We start from the raw sequence: 24,970 nt of genomic DNA, 5'->3' as shown, positions 1-24,970 counted from the left end.
ACGGGTGGGCGGCCATGCAAGAGGCCAGACGCGCGCCGTCCGGAGACTAGGCGCCGGGCATCTGATTCGTCACGCAATGAATCCCGCCTCCCCCCGACGCGATGGCGTCGATGTTCAGCTGCACCACCTTGCGCCCCGGATACAGCCTTTCCAGCAGTTCGCGCGCATGGGCGTCGGCCTTGGCGTCGCCGAACTCGGGCGCGATGACGGCGCCGTTGATGACGAAGTAGTTGATGTAGCCGGCGGCGAAATCGGGGTTGTCGCGCAGGAAGCGGCTGCGGCGCGGGTTCTGCGGCGGCGGCAGGGTGTGGATGTCCAGCGGCTTGCCGTCGGCGTCGGTGCTGCGCATGAGGATGTCCAGGTGCTTGCGCGTCAGTTCGTAGTCGTAGGAATCCGGATCCATGTCCAGGTTGGCGACGACCACGCCGGGGCGGGCAAAGCGGGCATAGAAGTCGACGTGGGCGTCGGTGATGTCCCGGCCCTTGATGCCGGGCAGCCAGATGATCTTGCGGAAACCCAGGTCGTGCGCCAGCGCCTGCTCGATCTCGGCCTTGGTCCAGCGCGGATTGCGGTTGTCGTTGAGCCAGCTGCTCTCGGTCATGATGGCCGTGCCCAGGCCGTCGGTCTCGATGCCGCCGCCTTCGCCGACCAGGTCGCTGCGCAGGTGGTCGATGTCCAGGCCGTCGCACATGATCTTGGCCAGGCGGGAATCGGCGTCGTGGCGCTGCTTGTCGCCCCAGCCGTTGAAGTTGAAGTCCACGCCGGCCACGCTGCCCTGGCCGTCGGCCAGGAAGACCGGGCCGATGTCGCGTATCCAGATATCGTCCAGCGGCGCTTCCTCGAAGCGGACGCGGGCCGCGCCGCAATGGTGTTCGGCCAGACGGCGTTCCTCGGACCGGCAGTACACGGTGACGGGCTGGAAGGCGGCGATGGCGCGGGCGATGCGGCCCAGCGCGGCCTGCACGTCGGGCGTGTAGTCCTCCCAGATGGCTTGCTGGGCGCCGAAGGCGATGAAGGCGCGCGCCTGTGGCGCGTTCTCTTCGGCCATGTGCCAGCCCTTGACGGCGGCGCGTGCGGCCGGGGTGTGGAAGGCCAGGCCCAGCGGCACGGCTTGCGCCCCAAGCAGCAGGGCGGAATGTTGGAGGAATCGGCGGTGGGTCGTCACGCGGGGCTCCTGGTATCGGTATGGATCGATAAAAAATGCTTGTTGATGGAAAAAGGGCGCGCAACCTTCGAACGACAGTGTATTTCCCGGAAAAATACGCGGACAAGCGATATATTTAGCGGAATACTGATTAGCAAGGCTTATCGATATGTTGAAGCACTGGCCTCCCTTGAACGTGCTGCGCGGCTTCGAGGCGGCCGCCCGGCTGGGCAGTTTCCACAAGGCGGCGGAAGAGCTGCACGTGACGCAGTCGGCCATCAGCCAGCAGGTGCGCAGCCTGGAGGCCTACCTGGGCCAGCCGGTGTTCTTCCGGCAGGGGCGGGCGGTGTCGCTGACCGACGCGGGCTGGGATCTGCTGGGCACCACGCAGGCGATGCTGCGGCAGCTGGCGGCGGGCATCCGCCGGCTGGACCAGTACCGCAAGCCCAATCAATTGATCGTGAACGCCAGCCCGGCCTTCGCCCGCCACTGGCTGATGCCCAGGCTGGAATCATTCCGCGCCGCGCGGCCCGAGGCCGACCTGTGGCTCTATACCAGCGACGCGCCGCCGGACATGGCGACGCAGACGGTGGACATCGCGCTGCGCGACGATCTGGCGCCGCAGGCCGATTGCGCGTTTCGCGTGCTGGTCGAGGACCGCCTGTATCCGGCCTGCCATCCGCGCTTGCTCGCGCCGGGCGCGGGGGCGCCGGCCACGCTGCACGGCGAGCGTGAGATGGACTGGAGCCACTGGGAGACGCAGGGCGGGGCCGATGTGGGCCAGCGCGCGCAGGGCATGAATTTTTCCGATCCGGGGCTGCTGCTGGACGCGGCACACGAGGGGCTGGGCATGGCGTTGGTCAGCGCCCTGCTGGCCCGGCGCTGGCGCGACGAGGGCGCGCTGGCCGCGATGACGGAACAGACCGTGCGCGGTCCGAACTGGGCCTGGCTGGTGCATCGCGACAGTCAGGACGATCCGCTGGCGCGGGCGTTCTGCGGCTGGCTGTGCGCGGCGCTGGGCGTGCCGGAGGCGTCGGCATCTGGCGGCTGATGCGCGGCCGTCGATGGTCCGCGCCCGGGCGCGGGCCGGCCGGTTTTCAACGGCTGATGCGCACGCGCATGCCTTCGCGCCGGGTGCGCAGGCGGTAGGTCTGCGCCAGCATGCCCAGCGCTTGCGGGATGTCGTCGATGGGGAAGGTGCCCGAGATCCGCAGCGCGCTTGCGCCGGCGTCCACCTCGATGGTCTCGCGGCCATAGCGCGCCAGCTCGCGCGCCCACAGGTCCACGGGCATGTCGTCGGCGATCAGCAGTCCCTTGCGCCAGGCCAGCGCGGCCTCGCTCGCGGCGTCGATGGCCTCGATGCGCTGGCGCGTGTAGCGCGCGCGCCGGCCGGCGCCGATGATGTTCGCGCCCGGCGCCACGTCGGCGCCGTCGGGGTGGATCTGCACGGCGCCTTCGTACACGGCAAGTTCGGTGTAGCCCGGGTATTGGCGCACGCTGTAGCGCGTGCCCAGCGCCAGCAGCAGGCCATCGTCGGTCTGTACCAGGAAGGGGCGCGGCGGCGCGCGCGTGTCGGCGGCGGTGCGGATGTAGATTTCGCCGCGGCGCAGGCGCAGCAGGCGCTGGCTGTCGTCGTAGCGCAGATCCAGCGCGGTGTCGGTATTGAGCGCGACCTCGGCGCCGTCTTCCAGCGTGATGTCCAGGCGTTCGCCGACGGCGGTGACGTAGTCGGCGGCCAGCCAGTCGCGCCAGAACGGATGGCGCCACGACAGCCAGCCCAGCGGCGCGGCCGCGAGCAGCAGGGCCAGGGCGCGCAGCGCGGCGCGGCGGCCGGCCCGGGGCGGGCGGTTCAGCGCGCGCGTCGCGAGCGCGGGCGGCAGCAGGCCGATGCGGGCCAGCAGCCGTTCGGCGCGCTGCCAGGCGCGCTGGTGCTCGGCGCTGCGCGCGCGCCAGCGTTCAAACTCGGCCTGGCGGGCCGGCGGCAGCGGCCCGTCCTGCATCTGCAGCAGCCAGGACGCGGCTTCTTCAAGAATGCGCGGGGCCAGGGGCGGCAGGTCGCGCGGCGTGCGGATGCCGGCGGCGGCGCGGGCGGCGTCATTCATCGGGCATCAGGCTCAGGCAGGCCAGGTAGGCCTTGTGGATGTAGCTCTTGACCGTGGGCACGGCCACGTTCAGCGCCCGGGCGATCTCCTGCTGCTTCATGCCGTCCAGCGTGGCCATCAGGAAGGCCTGCTTCACGCGCGGCTTGAGCGTGTCCAGCATGGCGTCGATCTCGTGCAGGGTTTCCAGGATGACGCTCTGCTGCTCGGGCGAGGGATGCCGCGGCTCGGGCAGGGCGGCCAGCGCCTCGAGCCAGGCGCGCTCCAGCGTCTGCCGGCGCATCCAGCTGACCAGCACGCCCTTGGCCACGGTGGTGAGATAGGCGCGCGGCTGCTGGATCGCCTCGCGCGGGGCGCCGGCGCGGCTGGACAGGATGCGCAGGAAGGTGTCGTGCGCCAGGTCTTCGGCCGCGCCGCGGCCCCAGGAATTGAGCCGGTAGGCCAGCCAGCCGCGCAGCCAGGCATGGTTCTCGATGTACAGGGCGGCGATGCTGTCGCGCTCTGCGCAGGGCGGCGGCGGGCTGGGGGCGTGCATGGTCGGGACGGTCTTGCGTGAAGCGGAGGGAACGGCCGCGCCGGCAACTGGGTGGGCGTGGCTTGAGAAACGAATAAAAACCATTATCATTAAAGTTTGGGTGATTCGCAATACGGAGAGCCAGCCATGCGCGATTGCCGGCGCGTTGCTCGCGATGGATGCCGCAGGGGCTGGACGGTCCCGCCGCCGCTCGGCCGTCATGCCTCGGTCGCGTGGCGCGGGGGCGTGTGCAGGGCCAACGCCGTGCCCGCCGGCGCCGCCTTGTCGATCCGCGTATTGCGCGCGAAAAGTTTTTCTCCGGAAAACGTATCCCTTTTCCGATCTCGTGCGGCAGAGGAGCTGAAAGCCTGCGCTTGGCGTCGGCTCCAGACCCGACGAGATAGGAAAAGCATGTACCCCGCACGTCATCTTCCCCGTTCTTCCCGATCCCCGCGCCGCCTGCGTCCGTTGGCCCTGGCGCTGCGTTGCGCGCTGGCGGGCCTGCCCGCCACAAGCATCGCCATGCTGCCAGCCGGCGTCGCGCAAGCGGCCGAAACCGCGCCGGGCGCGTCCGGCAGGCCTGCCACGCAGCTCGACGACACACTGCTGCGCAGCTACGACGTGCCGGCCGGGCCGCTCGGCTCGGCGCTGGGCACGTTCGCCAGCCAGTCCGGGCTGCTGCTGTCCTTCGATCCGGCGCTCACGCGCGGGCTGAACGCGCCGGCGCTGGCGGGCCGCTACACGGTCAGCGGCGGCTTGCGCCGGCTGCTCGCGGGCACCGACCTGCGGCTGCTGCCGCGCGCGGATGGCAGCTATGCGCTGGCGGCGGCGTCCCAGGCCTCGGCCGGGGCCATCCCGCTGCCCTCGGTGGTGGTCACGGCCGACGGGCTGCCCGAACCGGAGAAAGAGGTCTACACGGCGCCGCGCTCGTCGGTGTATCTGTCCGGCAAGGATCTGGACCGCTTCGGCCGGGGCTTGTCGCCGGCCGACCTGCTCAAGGGCGTGGCCGGCGTGCAGGTTGGCGACAGCCGCAACGGCGGCGCGCTGGACGTCAACATCCGAGGCGTGCAGGGGCAGAGCCGCGTGGCGGTGAAGGTGGACGGCTCCGAGCAGTCGCTGGATGTATATCGCGGCTACGCCGGCACGCAGCAGCGCAGCTATATCGACCCGGACCTGATCAGCGACGTCACCATCAACAAGGGGCCGACGATGAAGTCCGGCGCCATCGGCGGCACGGTGGAGATGCGCACCCTCGGGATCAAGGACATCCTGGTGGACGGCAACAGCTTCGGCGTGCGCCTGAAGGGCGATGTGTGGAACAACGGCGTGGGGCCGGCGCGCCGCGACGGCACGCCCGGAGAGAGCGTGTCCACGCAGCCGCGCGACAGCCGCGGCAGCCTGTTCGGCTCGCAGGCCAAGTCCGGCAGCGTGGCGCTGGCCTATACAAACGAGCGCCTGGATCTCGTGGCCGCCTACGCGCGCCGCAACCAGGGCAACTACATCACCGGCGAGAAGGGCTGGGAGCGCTACCGCAGCTTCGACCGCTACGGCTATGAAGATTCCACCGTGGCCAAGGTCTACAAGCCGGGCGAGGAAGTGCTGAACTCGTCGTTCAAGACCGAGTCCGTGCTGCTCAAGGCCACCCTGCGGCCGGCGGACGGCCACACGCTGGAGCTGAGCTATCGCCGCTACGACGGGCGCAACGGCGAGATCATGCCGTCGGACATCTTCCGTTCCGGCACGGCGGGCATCTACCAGTATCCGTTGAGCCAAACCAAGATCGACACCTACACGGCGCGCTACCACTACCTGCCCGCCGGCAATCCGCTGGTGGACGTGACGGCCAACCTGTGGCTGACGGACGCCTCGACCAGCCTGCTGACCTCGGTGATGGCGCCGACCTCGCAGGCCTACCGCTCGGACCGCAACTGGACCCGCCAGGCCAACCGCCGCATCGGCGGCGACCTGGGCAACGTCTCGCGCTTCTCGACCGGCATGGGCGATTTCAAGCTGGACCTGGGCGGTTCGTTTCAGTTCGAGGAGATCCGCCCGCAGAAGGGCGTGGTGATCACGCAGCACGACATCAACGGCAACCGCACGCTGCGCGACGCCAAGCGCGAGGAATTCAGCCTGAACGGCAAGCTGGAATACAAGCCGATGGACAAACTGACGCTGTGGACCGGCGGCCGCTACACGCATTTCAGCGTCGAGGACAAGGGCATCCGCGCCATTGCCCAGCGCGAGGACCGCGCGATGCGCTTCATCATGGTGACCAAGCCGCGCGACTATGGCTACCTGTCCTGGTATCCGGACCGCAACGGCCAGTACACGGCCGCGACGGATCCCCGGCTGAACAACGGCATCGTCTACAAGAACACCAACAACCCCTTCGAAGGCGTCAACTACAACGACTTTGGCGCGACCGGCTCGCGCGTCGAGAAAGAGCGGGTCGTCAACATGGTCCAGGGCTACCGCTATGAGGGCAGGAAGCGCAGCAGCGGCGGCGGCTTCTCGCCGTCGGTGGGCTTCAACTTCGAGCTGATCCCGGACACCTTCGTCTACGCCTCGTACACGCAGGGTCTGCGCATGCCGTCGCTGTTCGAGACCAGCCGCGGCACCTTGTCGGTGGATCCGGGCAAGAGCCTCAAGCCGGAACGCTCCAGCAGCTGGGAAGTCGGCACCAGCACGCTGCGCCAAGGCGTGTTCACCGATCGCGACACGGCCGGGTTGAAGGTGGCGTACTTCAACAACAACATCAGGAACTACATCACTCGCTACTACGATCCCAGCCCCGGCCTGAACGGCCTGATGCGCTTCTCCAACGCCGACAGCTACAAGACCAGCGGCCTGGAATTGCAGTCGCACTACGATGCCGGCCGCGTGTTCGCCGACCTGTCGGCGACCTACTACCTGAAGACCGAGACCTGCGATTCGGCCTTCGCCGCCAAGCTGCGCGCCAGCGCCAATCGCTACCGGCCCACGCAGGACACGCCCAACTGCACGTCGGGCAGCTTCATGGGTTCGTACACCAACACGCAGAACCCGCCCCGGCTGGCGCTGAACCTGACGGCCGGCCTGCGCTTCTTCGACGAGACGCTGACCGTGGGCGGGCGCGTGACCTATACCTCGGGCCCGACCGCGAAGGCCGACAAGCCCTGGCAGGTGGGCGCCACCACGCCGCAGCAGGTGTACCACTCGGTCGCGCTGTACGACCTGTTCCTGAACTACAAGCTGCGCGAGCACACCGACGTGAACCTGGCCGTGCAGAACCTGACCAACCGCTATTACCTGGATCCGCTGGCGCAGAGCTTCATGCCGGCGCCCGGGCGCACCGTATTCCTGGGCGTGCAGACCAGGTTCTGACCATGACGCCCGCCACGCTTCTTCCCCGGCCATCGCCGGCCCCATCCACCTCTGCCAGCGAGGATGCACCATGACCACTCTATCGCCCCACGCCGACGCGGGCCGCGCCCGCCGCCTGAAGGCCAGCACCACGTCCACCCATGATTCGCTGGACAGCCGCATCATGGGCGCGCGGATCTTCGCGAGTCGCGAGCGCTACGCGGGCTTCTTGCGCGTGCAGTACCGCTTCCTGCGCGATGTGGACGCGCTCTATGCGCGCGCCGATTTGGCGGCGCTGCTGCCGGACATGCCGGCGCGGCGCCGGCTGGGTCTGGTGACGCGGGACCTGGCCGACCTGGGCATGGCGCCACCGGCCGAGGCCCTGCCGGCGGCCGACGCCGGCATGGCCGTGCCCGGCGCGCTGGGCTGGCTGTACGTGGCCGAAGGTTCGACGCTGGGCGCGGCCGTGCTCTATAAGCTGGCCGGCAAGCTGGGCCTGGACCGCGACTTTGGCGCGCGCCACCTGGCCGCGCATCCCGAAGGCGTGGCGCAGCACTGGCGCGACTTCGCGGCGGCGCTGGACGCGGTGCCGCTGGCGCCGGAGCAGGAGGGCGAAGTCGTGTCCAGCGCCCGCGCCGCGTTCGTGGCCGTGCGCGGCTATGTCGAGCAGGAACTGGCGTGATGGAAGAACCGTCGGCCGGCGCGGATCGGGCGTCGCCGGAAGCAGGGCGGCGGCCCGCCGCGAAGCCGGGCCGGCTGGCGCGCGCCGCCTGGGCCGCGCTGGGTTGGCTGATGGTGGCGCTGGGCATTATTGGCGCGCTGTTGCCGGTGATGCCGACCACCATCTTCCTGATCCTGGCGGTGGCCTGCTTCGCACGCTCGTCGCCGCGCATGGAGGCCTGGCTGCTCACGCACCCGCGCTTCGGCGCGCCCCTGCGCCAGTGGCGCGAGCAGGGCGCGATCAGCCGCAAGGGCAAGGCCTATGCCGTCGGCGGCATGGCGCTGGGCTACGCGCTGTTCGCCTGGGGCGCGCATCCGTCCTGGATGCTGGGCCTGGGCGTGGCCCTGGGCATGGCGGCCTGCGCCGGATGGATCGCGTCGCGCCCGGCGCCCGTCGCGCCGCCGGCCTGAGCGTCGCCGCCTCAACCGCGCTGCCGGACGGCGCGGGGGAATGTCGGTCGGTGAATTTCATTCCAGCAATATTCATTCAAGTAATTAATTGAATGTATGGTAGATTGACACCTTCGCTACTGTCCATGCTTGCTGGCGTCCCGACCCTTGCGCCAGCCCGTTACCGCCATGTCAGACTCCTTTCCGCTCGCGCGCTATTTCACGCGTATCGGTTATCACGGCCCCGTCGAACCCACGCTGGACGTGCTGCGCCAGCTGCATCTGCTGCACCCGCAGGCCATCCCGTTCGAGAACATCGATGCCTACAGCGGCCTGGGCGTCAGCCTGGACCTGGCGCGCATCGCCGACAAGATGCTGGCGCGTGGCCGTGGCGGCTATTGCTTCGAGCACAACCGGCTGTTCCAGGCCGTGCTGGAGCAACTGGGCTTTCGCGTCACGCCGCTGATCGCGCGTGTGCGCTGGCAGGTGCCGGCGGACGTGCGCACCGGCCTCACGCACATGCTGCTGCGCGTGGATCTGGACGGGCGCAGCTGGTTCGTCGACGTGGCCTTCGGGTCCACCACGCAGACTGCGCCGCTGGAGTTCCTGCTGAACGTGCCGCAGGAAACGCCGCACGGCGTGTTCCGCATCGCGCCGGCCGGCCCGGATGAATTCAGCCTGGAATTCCAGACCGCCAAGGGCTGGAACACGGTCTACCAGTACGGCTTGCGGCCAGCGCCGGCCGTCGACTTCGAGATCGGCAACTGGTACACGTCCAGCCATCCGCAATCGGTGTTCCTGTCCGACCTGATCATCAGCCGTACCGCGCCCGGCCTGCGCGAGCTGCTGGTGAACGATGTGTTGACGTTGCGCGGCAACACGGGCGCGCCGCCCGAGACGCGGCGCTACGACGATGCGCAGGCCTGGGCGGATTGCCTGCGCGAGCGCTTCGGATTGGACCTGCCGCCGGACGAGGCGGCGGCCCTGTTCGAGCGGGCCGCCGCAAGCGGCAGGCAGGCGGCTGCCGGGGAGCTGACGGCGGGCTAGCGCCCGGCATGCCGTCGGTCCCTGACGCGCCCGGGCCCGCGCCGGTTCAGCGCTTCAGGTAGGCCATCGCCGTGTCGTGGAAGAACAGGTCGCGATGCGCGGCATAGGCGGGTCGGTTCATGATGTCGACGAACACGTCCAGGTAGCGCGCCGTGTTGTCGACCATGCTGGGCATGTGCCAGTCCGAGCCGTAGGCGACCTTGTCCAGGAAGTCGTGGGGGCGGCCGTTCTGCTGGGCCTCGGCGCGCGCGCGCTCGATGTTGGCGACCAGCAGTTCGCGCGCGTCCTTGTCGTCCAGCAGCTCGGTGATGTAGCCCAGTTCGCAATACACCTTCGGGTAGGTCGCGCACAGGTCGGCGACGATGCGGGCGAAGTTGTCGGCGTCGCGCCACTCGGCCTCGCTGTCGGCCATCCAGCCGGCCGAGGAAACGCCCTGGTTGCTGGCGCGGCCGCCGCCGGCATGGCCCAGGCAGAGCCGCAGATCGCGCCAGCGCTCGTGTTCGAGCAGCGCGCGCCAGTGCTTCGGGTGGGCGTTCAGGCCTTTCTTTTCCTTCGTCTGGAAACCGATGGGCGTGCAATGCACGAACACCGGAATGTCGTCGGTGATGCAGTAGTCGAAGAACGCCGCCACGCGGCTCTCCAGCACGGGGTCGGCGTTGCCGATGGGCAGGTAGCCCAGCGCCGGATAGAACTTGAAGCCCAGGAAGCCGTGCGCGATCGCGGTGTCGGCCAGTTGCCGCCAATTGTCGCGCCGGGGATCGAAGGCGGAAAAGCCGAACATCGATTGCGGGTTGTCCTGCTTGAGCTGTTCCATCTTCCGCAGCTGCTCGGGGAAGGGGTAGCGCGGCGGCTTGGGCACCGGATAGGCCAGCTGCATGTCCATCATCATGTGCAACACCTGGATGTTGCCCGCGCCGAGCTTGTCGTAGCTGGACAGCAGCTGCTTGAGCACGGCCTTCTCCGACTTCAGCATGGTCAGGAAGAATTCCAGGTAGTTCTCGACGTGGCTGCCCCAGGCGAACTTGTCCATCAGGTCCGTGGCCGCGCGCAGCGCCTTGCGGACCACGCGCCGGGCCCAGTCCAGCACGTCGACGAACATCGGCGCGGCCGCCAGCTGCTTGTACGGGACGGCGGGCTGGTGCAGCGGCGAGGGGTCCGGCTCGATCCAGCCCTCGGCGGCGTAGTCGATGTTCGACAGCTGCTCGATGATCTCCATCAACTCCGACGAGGCCACCGGCTCCAGCGGCTGCGCGTTCCAGGGCTGGTTCAGCACGTCGGCCGGGCCATGCTTGGCGAGCGTGGCGGCGGGGACTTCCTGCATCAGTCCGCCGCGGGTGATCTCCCAGATCCGCTCCAGGTAGAACTCGTCCTCGGACACGACCTGCAGGTGCTTCTGCGCGCCCAGGTCCTGGGCGTCCGCATAGGAAGAACCCGCCAGCGCGTACAGCAGCTTCGCGACGTAGTCCGCGAGCTTGCTTTCCTCCTTGTTCATGGCGCTGGCGATCACGCTTTCCAGCGGCATGTAGCGGGCATTGAACAGATGGGTGTGCAGATCCACGACACGGGCAGGCAGGTTCATGCGAGTGCTCCTGGGGATGGGGAATGGCAGTCTAGCTCGGGCATGGCGGCCTGCATGCGGGCGAACGACAGGAGCAGGGAAAGTCCCGATGGGCGGGGTTTTGTCGACATTCTTGCGGGGCATGACGCCGTCCGCGCGGGAATCCCCCGCGCCGGCTTGCGCCAGGTCATGCGGGGCCCGCCCGGCGGGCGCCGCCGTTCCGCGCCCGTCGCGCGGCGTCCGGTAAGATCGCAGGCGGGCCGGGCCTGCCCGCCCGCATCCCGTCCTTGCCCGGCGCTTCGCGCGCCGCCGTTTCCGTCCCGTTACACCGCCACCATGACCCAATCCGCTTTCGAACTCCCGTCCGACCTGCTCGCCTTCCTGCGCAGCCCGCTGGCTTCGGCCGCCGAGCGCGATACGCCCGACGTGTTCTTCGACCGGCCCGAGATCGGCCGCCTGTACGCCCAGGCGCAGGAGCCGGAACGGACGGAAGCGGTGCTGTCCGCCTGCGCCGCGCTGCTGCCCGAGGTGCATCCCAACCGCGCGTCGCTGCTGGCGCTGATGGGCGGCGCGCTGGTCGAGGACGGCGCCGACCCGGCCATCCTGTTTCCCGCCTGCCATGCCTTGCTGGACGTCTGGCTGCAGGAGCTGGAGCCGTACTGCGCCGAGGAAGTCGACGAGGACGACGACGAGGCCGAGCCCGAGGAAGTGCAGGCCTGGGCCGACGCGCAGGCGCGCATGAAGGCCGTGCCGCAGGAGCGCCGCTGGGAGGTCGAGACCTTGCAGCAGGCCGTGGAACTGCTGGTGCTGCCCATGATGGCGATGGTGCTGCGCGACGAGCGCAACCACCGGGCCTTCTTGGCGGACGATGCCTTGCAGGCGCGGATCTACCGCCTGAACCGCAACGGCAGCCTGCCGTTCGAGCAGCTGCATTACCTGTGGCTGGCCGCGAACATGAGCTACGAGGACGAGCTGGTGGTGGTGCTGCCTGCGTCGGGCACGGGCTTCGTGGCGCGGGCGCACGCGGTGAACAACGGTTTCCATGCCTTCACGCTGTTGCAGAACCTGATCCGCGAACACGGCCAGGCGCTGGGCGTGCGCCAGGCCATCGTGGACCGCGCGCCGCCGTCGGAAGACAACGACAGCGACACGGCGGATTTCCTGTGGCTGCAGGCGCCGGCCTACGCGGGCGGCGAGCTGGTCAACGAGCTGGCCTGGTCCTGGGGCGAGGCGCCGCTGCGCGCCAATGCGCAGAAGCACGGCAAGCGCGTGCTGATCGGCCTGGACAAGGGCGACGCGTGCAGCCGCAGCTGGGCCGGCTTCCTGGGCGCCTGCCACGACGCGCAGAATCCGCACGTCGCCTTCAAGCGCTATCTGACGCCGGAGGAAGTGGCGTCGTACCTGCAATGAGTGGGCGCATGGCGGCCGGGGCAACGGGGGCGCGCGGATGAGCGGCGTGCCCGATTCCATCGTCGCGCTGTTGCGCGAGGCCGGCTGGCAGGCGCCACCCGACGACGGGGCGCGGGACCCGGCGGGCGAGCGCCTGCTGGCGTCGCTGGCCGGTCTGTCGCTGGGCAAGACGGGCGCGGGCCGGGAGACCGCCGCCAGCGATGTGGCGTTCTACGAACGGCCCTGCGAGCCGGACGAGGACGAATCGCTGGAAGGCCTGCCCTGGCGCGGCCGCACCGGGCCGTTGCGCGCGGTGGCCGACGCGCATCACAACCACATGATCGTGCTGCTGGACGCCGCCGGCGCGGCTTATGTCTATACGGTGCCGGACGGCATGCTCTATAGGCTGGGCTCGTCGCTGGGCGAGGCGCTGGAACGGCTGTTGCTGGGCCTGAACTACGGCCCGGGAATCGACGCGGACGGCTGAGACGGAGGCAACGGCGGGCGCAGGCCGTGCCACCCGCTGGCAGAGCGTCGTCCGTTCAAGGGCTCAAGCGTTCAAGGGCAGCGCCGTGAAGATCCGATACAGCTCGGGCTGTTCCTCGAAGCCAATGCCGGGCGAGGCGGGCAGCGAGGCGCGGCCTTCCTGGATGCGGACTTCGCGGCCGAAGCCGCCGAAGGCGCCGAACAGGCCGGGATAGGATTCCGCGCCGCCCAGCCCCAGGCCCGCCGCCACGTGCAGGGACATGAGATTGCCGCCGTGCGGCATGATGCGCGCGGCCGGCACGCCATGGCGGGCGGCGATCCGCACGATGCGGTGGAACTCGCCCACGCCATAGGCCAGCGGCGGATCGGGCTGCAGGATCAGGCGCGCGCCGGCCGGCCCATAGCGCAGGAAGTTCTCGGCTTCTTCCTTCGAATACAGGTTCTCGCCGCCGGCCACCAGGCCCGGATAGGCCTGGCTGACCGCGCGGTAGGTCTCGAAGTCGGCCGGATCGCAGGGTTCTTCCAGCCAGCGCAGGCCGTAGGGCGCGATCGCGCGGGCATAGGCCAGCGCCTCGTCGCGGCCGAAGGCGCAACTGGCGTCCAGCGCCAGGCGGCTGCCGTTTTGCAGCAGCGACAGCGCCGATTCGATGCGGTCCAGGTCCTCGGCCAGCGGCAGGCCGCCGGCCTTTATCTTTACGTCGCGGTAGCCGGCGTCCAGATAGCCCTGGATCTCGCGCAGCAGCAGCGCGCGGTCGTCGGCCGGCTTGTAGAAGCCGCCGCCGGCATAGCAGGGAATGGCGCGCGGCTCGCCGGCCCCGGCCACGCCATAGCGCTCGGCCAGCGTCTGGTACAGCGGCCGGCCCTCCAGCTTGGCCGCCGCGTCCCACAAGGCCAGTTCCAGCGTGCCCACGGCCATCGAGCGCTCGGCATGCGCGCCGGCTTTTTCACGGCGCAGCAGCGCGGCCACGGCGCGCGGCGGATCGAGCCGGCCGCTGTCCGGGTCCAGCAGGTCGGACGGCGGCGCGGCCAGCAGGCGCGGGATGAAGCGCTCGCGCATCGGGCCGCCGCAGGCATAGCGGCCGAAGGAATTGAAGGCGTAGCCCGCCACGCGCCGACCGTCGCGGAACTGGTCGGTGGCGATGGCGACGATGGTGGCCGTCATTTCGCTGAAGTCCACCCGCGCGTTGCGCAGCTTGGCATCGATACGGAGGGTCTGTTCGCAGGCGTGGACGATCTTCATGGGGCGTGGGCGGGAGTGGCGGGAATCAATCGAGGGAGGCGCCGGTGCGGCGGACGATGTCGCCCCATTTCTGATGCTCGGCGCGGATGAAGGCGCCGAACTGCTCGGGCGTGCCGTGCACGGCGGGGCTGCCGAGCCGGGCGATCTGCTCGCGCACCTCGGGCAGGTCCATGACCTCGCGCATGACCTGGTTCAGGCGGGCGACGATGGGGGCGGGCGTGGCGGCCGGCGCCATCAGGCCGTACCAGGCCAGCGATTCGTAGCCCGGCACACCGGCCTCGTCCAGCGTGGGCACGTCCGGCAGCAGCGCCGAGCGCTGCTTGCTGGTGACCGCCAGGGGCCGCAGGCGGTTGCTGGTCAGGTTGGGCATGGCCGAAACCATGCTGTCGATGGCGAAGTCGATCTGTCCGCCCATCAGGTCCACCGCCATTGGCGCCTGGCCCTTGTACGGCACGTGCACGGCGCGCGCGCCTGTCAGCGATTCCAGCAGCGCGGACGACAGGTGCTGGGGCGTGCCGTTGCCGGACGAGCCGTAGGTGTAGCGGCCGGGCCGGGCCTTGAGTTCGGCCAGCAGGGCCGGCGCGGTCTGGGCCGGGCTGGCGCGGTTGACCATCAGCACCAGCGGCACCGCCGCCACCTCGACCACGGGCGCCAGGTCGCGCAGCGGATCGTAGGACAGCTTGGGATAGAGCCAGGGGCTGATGGCCAGCGGGCCGCTGGATGACAGCAGTAGCGTGTGGCCGTCGGGTTGGGCCTTGGCCACCACGTCGGTGCCGATATTGCCGCCCGCGCCGACCCGGGCCTCGACGATGACGGGCTGGCCCAGCCGCGCCTGCAGGCGCGGGGCGAGGATGCGGGCCAGGATGTCGGACGGCCCGCCCGCCGGATACTGGATCACCATCGTGATCGGGCGCGAGGGATAGGCCGGGGTGTCGGCGCGGGCGGGCTGGGTCGATGTGGCGGCCAGGCACAGCGCGGCCGCGTACAGCCGGGGCAGCGCGCCGAGCAGGCGGGCGGGAATGCGGGTCATGATGTCTCCTTGGGGCGCGCGTCCTGCGTGGGACGCGCTGTCGTGGGTGAAGCGCCGTGGCGGCTGTGATGTCTTCCGGGGGCGTCTTGGGGCGGTGTCTTCGGATGGCGTCCGGCGTCGCGCCGGGCCGCTCAGAGTCCGTCCATGGAAAACGACAGGCTGCGCAAGGCCTCGCGCAGCGCGGCGCGCTGCCGGGGATTCAGCGCCTCCAGCGGCGGGCGCAGCCGGTTCCAGCCTTCGTCGCCGCTGGCGTCGGCGACGGCGGCCTTCATCGAGGCGATCAGCGGATAGGCGGCGAAGGCGCCGCGCAGCGTGTTGAGCGCGTCCTGACGAGCCCGCGCGTCGGCCTCGCGCCAGCTGCGGGACAGCGCGACGATGGGGCCGGGATTGACGTTGGCGGTGGCCGAGATGCAGCCCGCGCCGCCCAGCCGCAGCGTGTCCAGCAGCAGCGTCTCGGTGCCGGCGTAGACGCCGAAGCCCGCGCTTGAGAACTGTTCGATGGTGCGCGCGGTGTAGGTCCAGTCGCCGCCGGTGTCCTTCATGCCGGCGATGATGCCGGGATAGTGCTTGAGCAGCCGTTCCACCAGCGCATGGGAAAAGCCCACCTGCGCCACGGGCGGGATGTGATACAGGTACACGCGCAGCCGCGCGTCGCCGACGCGCTCGATGAGTTCGCTGAAGAAGGCATACAGGCCGTCGTCGGTCACGGTCTTGTAGTAGAACGGCGGCAGCGCCAGCACGCCGGCGCAACCCTGATCGACGGCGGCGCGGCTCAGGCGCACCGCGTCGGGCAGCGCGCAGCTGCCGGTGCCGGGCAGCATGCCGGCGGCCGGCGCGCCGGCCTCGATGGCGGCGTGCAGCAGGCCCAGCTTTTCCTCGACGGACAAGGAATTGCCCTCGGAATTGGTGCCGAACATCGCCAGTCCGCAGTCCTGCCGCGCCAGCCACAGGCACAGCCGGGCAAAGCGCCTCGGGTCGGGTCGGAGGTTCTCGTCATACGGCGTCAGCACGGGCGCGAGGACGCCGGGCGGGCGGTGGTCTGGAGCTTGCGTCATGGTCGGGGCCTGGTCGGTGGACGGTTGAGGCATCGTAGCGGCGCGCGTCTGGCGCCGGGTTGCCGGATTGCTTTTCTGTTTTGCGAAATCCGCAAAATTCTTGAATCGAAAGCGCTCCCTGGAATCGATTGCCAGACGTACACTCGTCGGCGTGGTTTCCTTTGAGGAATACGCAAATGATCGACCTCGTCGCGCTGAAGGATTTCCTGGTCCTGTGCCAGTTCAGGAGTTTCAGCCGCGCGTCCGAGCGCTGCCATGTCTCGGTGTCCGGCCTGAGCCGGCGCATCCAGGGGCTGGAGCAGTGGCTGGGCGCGCCCCTGTTCGACCGCCGCAAGGCGGCGCTGGAACTGACCGACGCCGGCCAGCGGTTGCAGGCCGTGGCGACCGAGGTCGTGTATGCGCTGGAAGGGCTGCGCAAATCGGTGCGCAGCGACGCGCGCGACCGCCAGCAGCGCATCCGTTTCTGCGCGCCCCACATCATGTCGGCGGTGTTCTTTCCCGACTGGATCCCCCGGCTGCACAGCGATTTCCGCGACGCCAAATTCAGCGTCGAATCCGACAATCTGCCCGAATGCCTGGCCATGCTGGACGAGGGCGCGGCCGACTACGCCGTGGCCTTGTTCGACGAGGGCGGGACCGTGGCGCGGCGCCTGGGCCTGTCCGCCGATGGCCTGCGCGCGCTGGAGCTGGGCCGCGAACGCCTCTTGCCGGTCAGCGCGCCCAACGCGGCGGGGCGACCGCTGTACGACCTGGCGCAGGCGGGCGGACGGCCGGTGTCGTTCCTGGGCTATGCGGACGAATGCCATCTGGGCTGGTCGCTGCGGCCCTTGCTGGACCGGCTGGACCTGGACCTGCGCCAGAGCCACAACGCCAGCCTGACCGACGGCCTGCGGCTGATGGCGCTGTCGGGCCTGGGCGTGGCCTGGCTGCCGCTGTCGCTGGTACGCGCCGACCTGGACGCGCGCCGGCTGGTGCCGGCCGGCGGCGCGGCGTTCGAGTTGCCGCTGCGCCTGATGCTGTTGCGCCATGAGGCGGAACTGGCGGCGCAGGCCGAACGGCTGTGGCAATACCTGATGGCGCTGGCCGAGCCGGCGCCGGTTGCGGACGCGCGCGGCGCCGAGCTGGTCGCGGGTTGAGCGGGCGGACTGGACCCGGCGCGGGCCGCGATGTCCGTCCGCCTCAGCCCGCGTCCTGCGCCATGTTCTCGCCCGTCGCGAACAGGTCCACCAGCGTGCGCCGCAGCCAGCGCTGGGCCGGCACGGTGTCGTTGCGCTGGTGCCAGAACAGCGTGATGGTGCGCGGCGGCGCGTGCATGGGCAGGGGCATGGCGCGCAGATAGCGCGCATGCGGCGTCAGCGCGCCCAGGTGCAGCGGCAGCACGGCGATCAGGTCGGTGTGGCGCAGCATTTCATAGGCCACGTTGTAGTGGTTGACCAGCGCCGCAACGTCGCGCGACAGGCCGCGCGCCGACAGGTACATGTCGTAGGACGGCAGCGTCTGGCCGCCCAGGCTCACGTCCACGTGGCGCGCCGACAGGAAGGCGCGCGTGCTCAGGCGCTTCATGCTGGCCAGCGGGTGATCGTGGCGCATGAAGCAGGCGTATTCCACCAGCCAGAGCGAGCGCGAGCGGATGTGGCCCGGGTATTGGGCTTCGTTGACGTAGGCGCTGAGCACGCAGTCGGCGCGGTTGTCTTCCAGCTGTTCCGGGATTTCCAGCAGCGTGTTGGGCACGGCGCGCACGCGCGCCTGCGGCGCCGATTGCTCCAGCCGCCCGAACAGCGGCGGCAGCACGATGCCCGCGATGTAGTCGGACATCGACAGGCTGAATTCCATCGTGGCGCGGGCCGGGTCGAAGGCTTCGGCGTCGAGCGCGCCGCGCATGCGGTCCAGCGCCTCGCCCAGCTCGCTCCACAGCACGGCGGCGCGCTGGGTGGGAATGACGCCGTTGCCGGCGCGCACGAACAGCGGGTCGTCCAGGCTGTCGCGCAGCCGCGCCAGCGCATTGCTGACGGCGGGCTGGGTCATGCACAGCGCATTGGCCGCGCGTGTCACGCTGCCTTCGGTCATCAAGGCCTCGAAGACCTTCAGCAGGTTCAGATCCAGCGTGCGGAAGCTCATGGGAAGTCATTCACATTGGTGATGTGGGGCATCATAACTATAAATTGGATAGATAGATTTGCGCATGCCTATCATGCGGTTCCTGGTCAAGAACAGCACGGCTGAAGCCGTCGATTGCAAGGGGAATTCCGCATGTCCATGATCTCGGCGCGCATCGAGCGCCTGCCGTTCGCGCGCTTTCACAAACACCTGCTGCTGATGGGCGGCCTGGGCTATATGTTCGATGCCATGGACGCCGCCGTGCTGGCGTTCATCCTGCCCGTGCTGCGGGTGGAGTGGGGCCTGACCAGCGTGCAGATCGGGCTGCTGGGCAGCAGCACCTTCATCGGATTCTTCTTCGGCGCGCTGCTGGCCGGCACGCTGGGCGACCTGATCGGCCGGCGCGCGGTGATGATGTGGGCGCTGGCGCTGTACTGCGTGGCCTCGCTGGTCAGCGCCTGGGTCGACAGCTGGCCGCCGTTCTTCGCGGCGCGGGTGATCGCCGGCATGGGCACGGGCGCGGAAAGCGCCATCATCGCGCCCTATCTGGCGGAGTTCGTGGCGCGGCGCTTTCGCGGCAGCTTCACCGGCGCGCTGGCGGGTTTCTTCTCGTTCGGCTTCGTGGCCGCGGCGCTGCTGGGCTATTTCATCGTGCCGGCGCATGCCAGCGGCTGGCGCATCGTGCTGGTGATCACGGCGCTGCCGGTGGTGATGCTGCTGTGGTGGCGCCGCGCGCTGCCGGAATCGCCGCGCTGGCTGGAAAGCCGTGGCCGGACCGCCGAGGCCGAGACCGTGCTGGACCGCATCGAGGCCGATTTCAGGCGGCGCGGCGCCACGCTGGCCGAGCCCCGGCCCGAGCCCGAGGCGCCGCCGCGCGGCGCGGTCAGCCCCTGGTCCAATTTCGCGCTGCTGCTGCAGGGCCGGCAGACGCGCATCACGCTGATGACCTGGATCATGTGGTTGTCGATCACCTTCAGCTACTACTCGTTCTTCGTGTGGATCCCGGGCCTGCTGGTCGAGAGCGGCATGAGCATGACCAAGAGCTTCGGCTATTCGCTGGCGATCTACTGCGCGCAGGTGCCGGGCTATTTCAGCGCGGCCTGGTTCAACGAGAAGATCGGCCGCCAGGCCACCATCGCCAGCTACATGCTGCTGGGCGGCGCGGGCGCGCTGGGGCTGGCGCTGGCCAAGACGGACGGCCAGATCATGCTGGCCGGCATCATCATGTCCTTCTTCATGAACGGCACCTACGCCGGCGTCTATGCCTACACCGCCGAGGTCTTTCCGACGGCGGTGCGCACCACCGGCGCGGGGCTGGCCTCGGCCATCGGCCGGCTGGGCGCCATCGCCTCGCCCGTGCTGGTGGGTTATCTGTATCCGAACTTCGGCTTCCTGGGCGTGTTCGGCACCACCACGGTGACGCTGGTGCTGGGCGCGCTGGTGGTGCTGGTGATGGGCGTGCCCACGCGCGGCCGCTCGCTGGAAGCCATCGCGGCGGGAGAGGCGAAATGAGCGGCGCACGCCCCTTCCGTCCCGCCGTGGCGGTGCCGGCCTTGAACGCCGTGGCGCGCGCCCATGAGGCGCCATCCCAGCCGCAGGCCGTGTTCGCCGCCGTGGACCACGCGCTGGCCGGCGAGATCGGCCACCGGCTGTTCACCATCCTGTCCTACGACCCGGGCAGCGGCGTGGCCACGCGGCTGTATTCGAACCTGCCCGACGCCTATCCCGCGGGCGGCAGCAAGACCGTGATGCCGGGGCCGTGGACCGACACGGTGCTGGCGCGCGGCGAGTGCTACATCGGCTACACGTCGGACGACCTGCGCAGCGTCTTCGCCGATCATGCGCTGATCGCCTCGCTGGACTGCCAGAGCGTGCTGAACGTGCCGATCCGCTGGCGCGGGCGCACCTGGGGCTCGCTCAACCTGCTGCACGCCGAGCGCTGGTACGGTCCGGACGACGCCATCGCCTGCCGGCCCTATGCGCAGCTGGTGCTGCCGGCGCTGTGCTGCGCCTGAGCGCGGAGCCTTCGTACATCCATGGGCCGGGCTGATACGCCCGGTCCTTCACTTGCCAATGTTTGGGAGCATCATGGAAAGCACATTGTTCAAGAACGCCGCGCTGCTGGATCCCGCCCGGCCCGAGCTGCTGGAGGGCCACGACGTGCTGGTCGAGAACGGCCTGGTCAAGGAAGTCTCGGACCGGCCGCTGTCGGCCGCGTCGGCGCGCGTCATCGACCTGAAGGGCAAGACGCTGATGCCGGGCCTGATCGACCTGCACGTGCATGTGATCGCGGTGCAGCTGAACCTGCCGCAGCAGATGGCCATGCCCAATGTGCTGGTGACGTTCCGCTCGGCGCCGATCCTGCGCGACATGCTGCGCCGGGGCTACACCACCGTGCGCGACGCCGGCGGCGCCGGCCATGCCTTCAAGGTGGCGGTGGAGCAGGGACTGGTGCAGGGGCCGCGCCTGTTCGTGTCGGGCCGGGCGCTGAGCCAGACCGGCGGCCACGGCGACGGCCGTCCGCGCAGCGACTTCATGCCGGGCGAGTCGCCGTGCCCCTGCTGCGTGCGGGTGGGCGCACTGGCGCGCGTGGCCGACGGCGTGGACGAGGTGCGCCGCGCGGTGCGCCAGGAGCTGCAGATGGGCGCGGACCAGATCAAGATCATGGCGTCCGGCGGCGTGGCCTCGCCCACCGATCCGGTCGGCGCCTGGGGCTATTCCGAGGACGAAATCCGCGCCATCGTCGCCGAGGCGCGCGCCCGCCAGACCTATGTGCTGGCCCACGCCTACACCGCCGAGGCGATCTCGCGCGCGGTGCGCTGCGGCGTGCGCACCATCGAGCACGGCAACCTGGTCGACGCCGAGGCGGCGCGGCTGATGGCCGAGCAGGGCGCCTATGTGGTGCCCACGCTGATCACCTACGAGGCCCTGGCCAACGAGGGCGCGGACCTGGGCCTGCCGGCCGACAGCGTGGCCAAGGTGGCGCAGGTGCGCAACGCCGGCCTGCATTCGCTGGAGATCTATCGCGACGCCGGCGTGCCGATGGGCTTCGGCACCGACCTGCTGGGCCCGTCGCACCGTCTGCAAAGCGAGGAATTCCGCCTGCGCGCCGAGGTGCTGGGCGCGCCGGCCGTGATCGCCAGCGCCACGCAGGTGGGCGCGCGGGTGCTGGGCATGGAGGGCAAGCTGGGCGTCATCGCGCCGGGCGCCTGCGCCGACATGCTGGTGGTGGACGGCAATCCGCTGCGCGACGTGTCCTGCCTGCTGGGGCAGGGCGAGCACATCCCGCTGGTGATGCAGAACGGCAAGGTGCAGTTCGACGAGCTGGCCGCCTGAGCGGGCGGCGAGGGGCGGCGGCTTGGCGTGCTGTTTCCCGGGTGCGTGCGCATCCTCGGGACAGCACGCTAGGGCTTGGCGCCGTCGCTCGCGGGCCTGACCGCCGCCCGCCACAGGTCCAGGAAATGGCGCTTCTTGAGCGTGTCCTGGTACACCAGCAGGCCCACGCCCAGGCCCAGCGGCCGCACGCCGGCGGCCGGCACCACCGAATCGCCCACCGGCCGCATGCCGGAAGCCTGCGCGATCATGTGCTGGCCGCGCGGCGACAGCAGGTAGTCCAGCAGCATCGCGCCCAGGTCCGGGCGCGGCGCCTGGCGCGGGATCAGCGCGGCGCGTGACAGCATCAGCGTGTAGTCGCGCGGGTAGATGATGCCCAGCGGCGCGCCGCGTTCGATGCGGTGGCGGGTATAGGACTCCAGCACGTTGTAGGCCAGCGTGGTGTCGCCGCGCTCCAGCATGTCCAGCGCGTCGTCCGACGACGCATACAGCGCCGCGCCGTTCTGGCCCAGCGCCGCCAGCAGCGCCGGCGCCATGCTGTCCAGGCGCGTGTCCTGGGTGGCGGCCAGGTAGCCGATGGCGCTGGCGCCGACGTCATAGGTCGACACGGCGCCGGCCAGCGGCCGGTCGGGCGCCTGCAGCAGCGACAGCAGCGCGCGGCGGGTGCGCGGCGCGCGCGCCGCGTCCAGCCTGCGCGTGTCGTAGACCATGACGATGGGATCGGTGCCGGTGCTGAAGACCTCGTCGCGCCAGTTGGCCCAGGCGGGCAGGGCGCGGGTCTCGGGCGAGTCATGGGGCAGCGCGTAGCCGTCGTTGGCCAGCTTGGTCTGCAGGTCCATGGCGCTGCTGATGACCAGGTCCGGGCCGGATTTTTCGCTTGCCGCGTCGCGACGCCGCGCGACGATGCCGTCGTACAGCGCCTGGGTGGGCAGTTCGGTGTATTCCAGGCGCAGGGCCGGATGGATGCGGTGGAAGTCCTCCAGCACGCCACGGAACACGGGCAGGCTGTTGGACGCATGCACCACCAGCACGTTGGCGGATCCGTCCGGGCCCAGCGCGAGCGTGTTGGGCGGTTCGGCCTGGGCCCGCGCCGGCGGGGCCAGGGTCAGGGCCAGCGGCAGCAGCAGCGGCAGCAGCAGCGGAAGAAACAGCGCGCGCGCCAGCCGGCGCGGGAGGGTGTCAGCTTTCATGGGGCAGCGCCGGCAGCAGGATGACGGCGTCCAGCCCGCCGCCCACGCGGTTGCTCAGTTGCAGCTCGCCGTGGTGGCTGTCGACCGCGCGGCGCACGATGGACAGGCCCAGGCCGGCGCCGGCCGAGCGCGGATTGGGGCCGCGCACGAAACGCTCGAAGGCGGCATGGGCCAGGGCCGGCGGGATGCCCGGTCCCTGGTCGGACACGGTGACGCGCCAGCGCGCGCCGTCGCGTTCCAGCCGCACGTCGATATGGCCGTCGGGCGCGGCGCCGTGGCGCAGCGCGTTGTCGATCAGGTTCTTGAAGGCCTCGCGCAGCATCAGGCTGTCGCCCAGGGCCGGCGCGGGCGCGCCGTCGACCGGCAGGGCCAGGCGCACGTCGGGCGCGGGCTCGGCCTGCGGCACCGAGTCGTACACGGCCTGGTCCAGCAGCTCGGACAGGTCCAGCGGCTGGAACTGCCGCACATTGCTGCGGTGGATCACGCTGGCGTCGCTGAGCAGCTGGTTGACCAGCCGCGACAGTTTCTCGGCGTTGCGCAGCACGGCCAGCAGGCTGCGGCGCTGTTCGGCCGGATCTTCCTCGTCCAGCGCCACTTCCATCTGCGCGTGCAGCGCGGCCAGCGGCGTGCGCAGCTGGTGCGCGGCCTCGGCGATGAACAGGCGCAGCGTGTCCAGGTTTTCCGCCAGCCGCGCCATGAAGCCGTCCAGCGTATGCACCAGCGTGTCCAGCTCTTCCGGCACCGGCGCCTTGATGGGCTGCAGGTCGGACGCGCCGCGCGCGGCCAGCTCGCGCTCGATGCGGCGGATCGGCGCCAGCGAACGGCGCAGGCCCCACCAGGCCAGCGCCAGCGCGGCGGCGGTGAAGCCCAGCAGCGCCAGCGTGCCGCGCCACAGCACCCGCGCGGCCAGCGCATCGCGCGCCTCGCTCGTCTGGCCGACCAGGACGCGCGCGCTGCGCGTGCCGGCGGGACCGGCGATCTTGCGTTCCATCCAGGCGAAGCGCACCGGCTGGTCCTGGTAGCGCGCCTTGAACAGCTGCGATGAGGCCGCGTCGTCGGACGCGCCATCCGTGGGCGGGGCGGGCAGGTCGGGATAGCCGGACACCAGCGCGCCGTCGCCGGCCCGCACCTGGTAGAACGCGCGGTCGCGCGGCGCCTGCTCCAGCAGGGCCAGCGCGGCATAGGGCATGTCCATGCGCCATTCGTCGTCGACCAGCTGCAGGCTGTCGGCGATGGACAGCGCCGAGGCGCGCAGCAGCTGGTCGTAGGCGGTGTCGGCGGTCTGCTGCGCATAGCCGCGCACCATCAGGTAGAGCCCGCCCACGCCGGCGATGAACAGCGCCAGCAGCATGGCCAGCAGCCGGCGGCGGATCGAGATGCGGCCGGCGCCGGCATCGGGCCGCGGCGCGCCGGCCGTCTTAGCCGCCGGTTGGCGCGTCGGGCTTGCCGTCATCGCTGCACGTCAGGATGTAGCCGGTGCCGCGCCGGGTCTCGATGCGCAGCGGCGAGCCTTCGAGCTTGCGCCGCAGCCGGGCGATGTAGACCTCGATGGCATTGGGCGCCGCGTCGTCGTCGAAGGCGAACAGCTTGTTGGCGATCTCGTCCTTGCTGACGGCGCGGTTCATGCCGGCCAGCAGGATCTCCAGCAGGCTGTATTCGCGCTTGGGCAGCTCGATGCGCTGGCCGGCCAGCGTGAGCAGGCGCGCGGCGCTGTCGATGACCAGATCGCCGAAACGCTGCACGCCGGCGGCCTGAGCGCTGGGGCGGCGCAACAGGGCGCGGCAGCGCGCCTCCAGTTCGCGGAAGTCGAAGGGCTTGGCCAGGTAGTCGTCGGCGCCGGTGTCGAGCGCGTGGACGCGGTCCTCGATGTCGATGCGGGCGGTCAGCGCCAGCACCGGGATCTTGCTGCCCCGGTCGCGCAGGCGATGCAGGATGTCGAAGCCCGACATGCGCGGCAGGCCGATATCCAGGATCACCAGGTCGAAGCTTTCGTATTGCAGCACCCCGTCGGCGCTCAGGCCGTCGTTCTGCCAGTCGACCGCATGGCCGAGCCGGCGCAGCCGGCGCACGATGGCGTCGGCCAGGTCTTCGTCGTCTTCGATCACCAGGATGCGCATGCGGCCAATTTTCGCATAGTGGATGGCCAGGGTTGGCTTGCCCCCATGCTACGCGTCCCAAGGGCGCTTGCTGCCCCCCGAGGGGGCCGCCCTTCCTTGGGGCGGCCCGGCGCAGGGGCGGGCCGCTCCCTCCGCCGGGCGCGCCTCGCAAAAAACGACAGGTTCCAGACAGCTTTAATTCCTAGCCTTGCGGTCCTGTCCGTCTCCCCTTGCCGGGGC

General features: G+C 70.2%; 22 protein-coding genes. 11 read left to right on the top strand and 11 right to left on the bottom strand.

Going from position 1 to position 24,970, the window contains the following annotated elements; translation table 11 throughout:
- Positions 1-46: 46 nt before the first annotated feature.
- Positions 47-1,165, bottom strand: coding sequence for an agmatine deiminase family protein (locus KDH83_RS06515; RefSeq protein WP_212313667.1), 1,119 nt, complete (start codon positions 1,163-1,165; stop codon positions 47-49).
- Between the two features lie 148 nt (positions 1,166-1,313).
- On the opposite strand from KDH83_RS06515, the gene KDH83_RS06510 reads away from it, so the two are divergent.
- Positions 1,314-2,195: a LysR family transcriptional regulator gene (locus KDH83_RS06510; protein WP_212313653.1), complete on the top strand. Its 882-nt coding sequence runs from the start codon at positions 1,314-1,316 to the stop codon at positions 2,193-2,195.
- A 46-nt stretch (positions 2,196-2,241) separates the two neighbouring features.
- Here KDH83_RS06510 and KDH83_RS06505 read toward each other — a convergent pair whose 3' ends face one another.
- Together KDH83_RS06505 and KDH83_RS06500 are read right to left on the bottom strand one after the other, a co-directional pair.
- On the bottom strand, positions 2,242-3,246 hold the full coding sequence (locus KDH83_RS06505) for a FecR family protein (protein ID WP_212313650.1): 1,005 nt from the start codon (positions 3,244-3,246) through the stop codon (positions 2,242-2,244).
- Positions 3,239-3,778 carry a sigma-70 family RNA polymerase sigma factor gene (locus KDH83_RS06500; protein ID WP_212313648.1) on the bottom strand — a complete coding sequence of 180 codons (540 nt, stop codon included), beginning with the start codon at positions 3,776-3,778 and terminating at the stop codon, positions 3,239-3,241. The genes KDH83_RS06505 and KDH83_RS06500 overlap by 8 nt, the downstream gene beginning before the upstream one ends.
- A 390-nt stretch (positions 3,779-4,168) precedes the next feature.
- Here KDH83_RS06500 and KDH83_RS06495 point away from each other — a divergent pair, with 390 nt between their 5' ends.
- The 4 genes from KDH83_RS06495 (at position 4,169) to KDH83_RS06480 (ending at position 9,256) form a co-directional block, all read left to right on the top strand.
- Positions 4,169-7,120 carry a TonB-dependent receptor gene (locus KDH83_RS06495; protein WP_249204894.1) on the top strand — a complete coding sequence of 984 codons (2,952 nt, stop codon included), beginning with the start codon at positions 4,169-4,171 and terminating at the stop codon, positions 7,118-7,120.
- A gap of 70 nt (positions 7,121-7,190) precedes the next feature.
- Positions 7,191-7,781 (top strand): biliverdin-producing heme oxygenase, encoded by a 591-nt coding sequence (locus KDH83_RS06490; protein WP_212313646.1) that lies wholly within the window; start codon positions 7,191-7,193, stop codon positions 7,779-7,781.
- Positions 7,781-8,230 (top strand): YbaN family protein, encoded by a 450-nt coding sequence (locus tag KDH83_RS06485; protein WP_212313692.1) that lies wholly within the window; start codon positions 7,781-7,783, stop codon positions 8,228-8,230. Before KDH83_RS06490 ends, KDH83_RS06485 begins: the two co-directional genes overlap by 1 nt.
- Positions 8,231-8,398: 168 nt before the next feature.
- The gene (locus KDH83_RS06480; protein WP_212313644.1) at positions 8,399-9,256 is read left to right on the top strand and encodes an arylamine N-acetyltransferase; all 858 of its coding nucleotides are present in this window, start codon (positions 8,399-8,401) and stop codon (positions 9,254-9,256) included.
- A gap of 46 nt (positions 9,257-9,302) precedes the next feature.
- Here KDH83_RS06480 and KDH83_RS06475 read toward each other — a convergent pair whose 3' ends face one another.
- Positions 9,303-10,835 (bottom strand): hypothetical protein, encoded by a 1,533-nt coding sequence (locus KDH83_RS06475; RefSeq protein WP_212313642.1) that lies wholly within the window; start codon positions 10,833-10,835, stop codon positions 9,303-9,305.
- 315 nt (positions 10,836-11,150) lie between these two features.
- Here KDH83_RS06475 and KDH83_RS06470 point away from each other — a divergent pair, with 315 nt between their 5' ends.
- Complete coding sequence (locus KDH83_RS06470; RefSeq protein ID WP_212313640.1) at positions 11,151-12,224, top strand: hypothetical protein; 1,074 nt, start codon at positions 11,151-11,153, stop codon at positions 12,222-12,224.
- 46 nt (positions 12,225-12,270) lie between these two features.
- Complete coding sequence (locus tag KDH83_RS06465) at positions 12,271-12,690, top strand: SUKH-3 domain-containing protein (protein WP_212313639.1); 420 nt, start codon at positions 12,271-12,273, stop codon at positions 12,688-12,690.
- A 63-nt stretch (positions 12,691-12,753) separates the two neighbouring features.
- Here KDH83_RS06465 and KDH83_RS06460 read toward each other — a convergent pair whose 3' ends face one another.
- The 3 genes from KDH83_RS06460 to KDH83_RS06450 all read right to left on the bottom strand — a co-directional run bounded on the left by KDH83_RS06460 (position 12,754) and on the right by KDH83_RS06450 (position 16,014).
- Positions 12,754-13,929: an enolase C-terminal domain-like protein gene (locus KDH83_RS06460; protein WP_212313638.1), complete on the bottom strand. Its 1,176-nt coding sequence runs from the start codon at positions 13,927-13,929 to the stop codon at positions 12,754-12,756.
- A gap of 25 nt (positions 13,930-13,954) precedes the next feature.
- On the bottom strand, positions 13,955-14,959 hold the full coding sequence (locus tag KDH83_RS06455) for a tripartite tricarboxylate transporter substrate binding protein (RefSeq protein ID WP_212313637.1): 1,005 nt from the start codon (positions 14,957-14,959) through the stop codon (positions 13,955-13,957).
- Positions 14,960-15,090: 131 nt separating this feature from the next.
- A complete protein-coding gene (locus tag KDH83_RS06450) occupies positions 15,091-16,014 on the bottom strand; it encodes a dihydrodipicolinate synthase family protein (RefSeq protein ID WP_212313636.1) in 924 nt (307 codons plus the stop codon).
- Positions 16,015-16,190: 176 nt separating this feature from the next.
- On the opposite strand from KDH83_RS06450, the gene KDH83_RS06445 reads away from it, so the two are divergent.
- Positions 16,191-17,150: a LysR family transcriptional regulator gene (locus KDH83_RS06445; RefSeq protein ID WP_212313635.1), complete on the top strand. Its 960-nt coding sequence runs from the start codon at positions 16,191-16,193 to the stop codon at positions 17,148-17,150.
- Positions 17,151-17,193: 43 nt separating this feature from the next.
- On the opposite strand, the gene KDH83_RS06440 is transcribed toward KDH83_RS06445, so the two are convergent.
- On the bottom strand, positions 17,194-18,132 hold the full coding sequence (locus tag KDH83_RS06440; RefSeq protein ID WP_212313634.1) for a LysR family transcriptional regulator: 939 nt from the start codon (positions 18,130-18,132) through the stop codon (positions 17,194-17,196).
- Positions 18,133-18,264: 132 nt separating this feature from the next.
- Here KDH83_RS06440 and KDH83_RS06435 point away from each other — a divergent pair, with 132 nt between their 5' ends.
- From KDH83_RS06435 to KDH83_RS06425, 3 genes are all read left to right on the top strand, one after another.
- A complete protein-coding gene (locus tag KDH83_RS06435; protein WP_212313632.1) occupies positions 18,265-19,623 on the top strand; it encodes an MFS transporter in 1,359 nt (452 codons plus the stop codon).
- Positions 19,620-20,126, top strand: coding sequence for a GAF domain-containing protein (locus tag KDH83_RS06430; protein WP_249204892.1), 507 nt, complete (start codon positions 19,620-19,622; stop codon positions 20,124-20,126). The genes KDH83_RS06435 and KDH83_RS06430 overlap by 4 nt, the downstream gene beginning before the upstream one ends.
- A 73-nt stretch (positions 20,127-20,199) precedes the next feature.
- Positions 20,200-21,447 (top strand): amidohydrolase family protein, encoded by a 1,248-nt coding sequence (locus tag KDH83_RS06425; RefSeq protein ID WP_212313630.1) that lies wholly within the window; start codon positions 20,200-20,202, stop codon positions 21,445-21,447.
- 68 nt (positions 21,448-21,515) lie between these two features.
- Here the strand turns inward: KDH83_RS06425 and KDH83_RS06420 are convergent, their stop codons facing one another.
- From KDH83_RS06420 to KDH83_RS06410, 3 genes are all read right to left on the bottom strand, one after another.
- Positions 21,516-22,634, bottom strand: a complete 1,119-nt coding sequence (locus tag KDH83_RS06420) for an ABC transporter substrate-binding protein (RefSeq protein WP_212313628.1) — start codon at positions 22,632-22,634, stop codon at positions 21,516-21,518.
- On the bottom strand, positions 22,624-23,985 hold the full coding sequence (locus KDH83_RS06415; protein ID WP_249204900.1) for a sensor histidine kinase: 1,362 nt from the start codon (positions 23,983-23,985) through the stop codon (positions 22,624-22,626). Before KDH83_RS06415 ends, KDH83_RS06420 begins: the two co-directional genes overlap by 11 nt.
- A 67-nt stretch (positions 23,986-24,052) precedes the next feature.
- Entirely contained in the window at positions 24,053-24,751 is a 699-nt protein-coding gene (locus KDH83_RS06410) for a response regulator (protein ID WP_212313624.1), read from the bottom strand.
- Between the last annotated feature and the right edge of the window lie 219 nt (positions 24,752-24,970).

Source organism: Achromobacter sp. Marseille-Q0513 (genome assembly GCF_018195695.1).
Lineage (GTDB): Bacteria > Pseudomonadota > Gammaproteobacteria > Burkholderiales > Burkholderiaceae_B > Achromobacter.
The sequence above is the reverse complement of the archived record's forward strand: the minus strand, read 5'-3'. Positions and strand labels throughout refer to the sequence as shown.

Coding starts and splice junctions, on each gene's coding strand:
- KDH83_RS06510 (WP_212313653.1), top strand. CDS start 1,314: ATGTTGAAGCACTGGCCTCCCTTGAACGTGCTGCGCGGCTTCGAGGCG.
- KDH83_RS06505 (WP_212313650.1), bottom strand. CDS start 3,246: ATGAATGACGCCGCCCGCGCCGCCGCCGGCATCCGCACGCCGCGCGAC.
- KDH83_RS06500 (WP_212313648.1), bottom strand. CDS start 3,778: ATGCACGCCCCCAGCCCGCCGCCGCCCTGCGCAGAGCGCGACAGCATC.
- KDH83_RS06495 (WP_249204894.1), top strand. CDS start 4,169: ATGTACCCCGCACGTCATCTTCCCCGTTCTTCCCGATCCCCGCGCCGC.
- KDH83_RS06490 (WP_212313646.1), top strand. CDS start 7,191: ATGACCACTCTATCGCCCCACGCCGACGCGGGCCGCGCCCGCCGCCTG.
- KDH83_RS06485 (WP_212313692.1), top strand. CDS start 7,781: ATGGAAGAACCGTCGGCCGGCGCGGATCGGGCGTCGCCGGAAGCAGGG.
- KDH83_RS06480 (WP_212313644.1), top strand. CDS start 8,399: ATGTCAGACTCCTTTCCGCTCGCGCGCTATTTCACGCGTATCGGTTAT.
- KDH83_RS06475 (WP_212313642.1), bottom strand. CDS start 10,835: ATGAACCTGCCTGCCCGTGTCGTGGATCTGCACACCCATCTGTTCAAT.
- KDH83_RS06470 (WP_212313640.1), top strand. CDS start 11,151: ATGACCCAATCCGCTTTCGAACTCCCGTCCGACCTGCTCGCCTTCCTG.
- KDH83_RS06460 (WP_212313638.1), bottom strand. CDS start 13,929: ATGAAGATCGTCCACGCCTGCGAACAGACCCTCCGTATCGATGCCAAG.
- KDH83_RS06455 (WP_212313637.1), bottom strand. CDS start 14,959: ATGACCCGCATTCCCGCCCGCCTGCTCGGCGCGCTGCCCCGGCTGTAC.
- KDH83_RS06450 (WP_212313636.1), bottom strand. CDS start 16,014: ATGACGCAAGCTCCAGACCACCGCCCGCCCGGCGTCCTCGCGCCCGTG.
- KDH83_RS06445 (WP_212313635.1), top strand. CDS start 16,191: ATGATCGACCTCGTCGCGCTGAAGGATTTCCTGGTCCTGTGCCAGTTC.
- KDH83_RS06440 (WP_212313634.1), bottom strand. CDS start 18,132: ATGAGCTTCCGCACGCTGGATCTGAACCTGCTGAAGGTCTTCGAGGCC.
- KDH83_RS06435 (WP_212313632.1), top strand. CDS start 18,265: ATGTCCATGATCTCGGCGCGCATCGAGCGCCTGCCGTTCGCGCGCTTT.
- KDH83_RS06430 (WP_249204892.1), top strand. CDS start 19,620: ATGAGCGGCGCACGCCCCTTCCGTCCCGCCGTGGCGGTGCCGGCCTTG.
- KDH83_RS06425 (WP_212313630.1), top strand. CDS start 20,200: ATGGAAAGCACATTGTTCAAGAACGCCGCGCTGCTGGATCCCGCCCGG.
- KDH83_RS06420 (WP_212313628.1), bottom strand. CDS start 22,634: ATGAAAGCTGACACCCTCCCGCGCCGGCTGGCGCGCGCGCTGTTTCTT.
- KDH83_RS06415 (WP_249204900.1), bottom strand. CDS start 23,985: ATGCTGCTGGCGCTGTTCATCGCCGGCGTGGGCGGGCTCTACCTGATG.
- KDH83_RS06410 (WP_212313624.1), bottom strand. CDS start 24,751: ATGCGCATCCTGGTGATCGAAGACGACGAAGACCTGGCCGACGCCATC.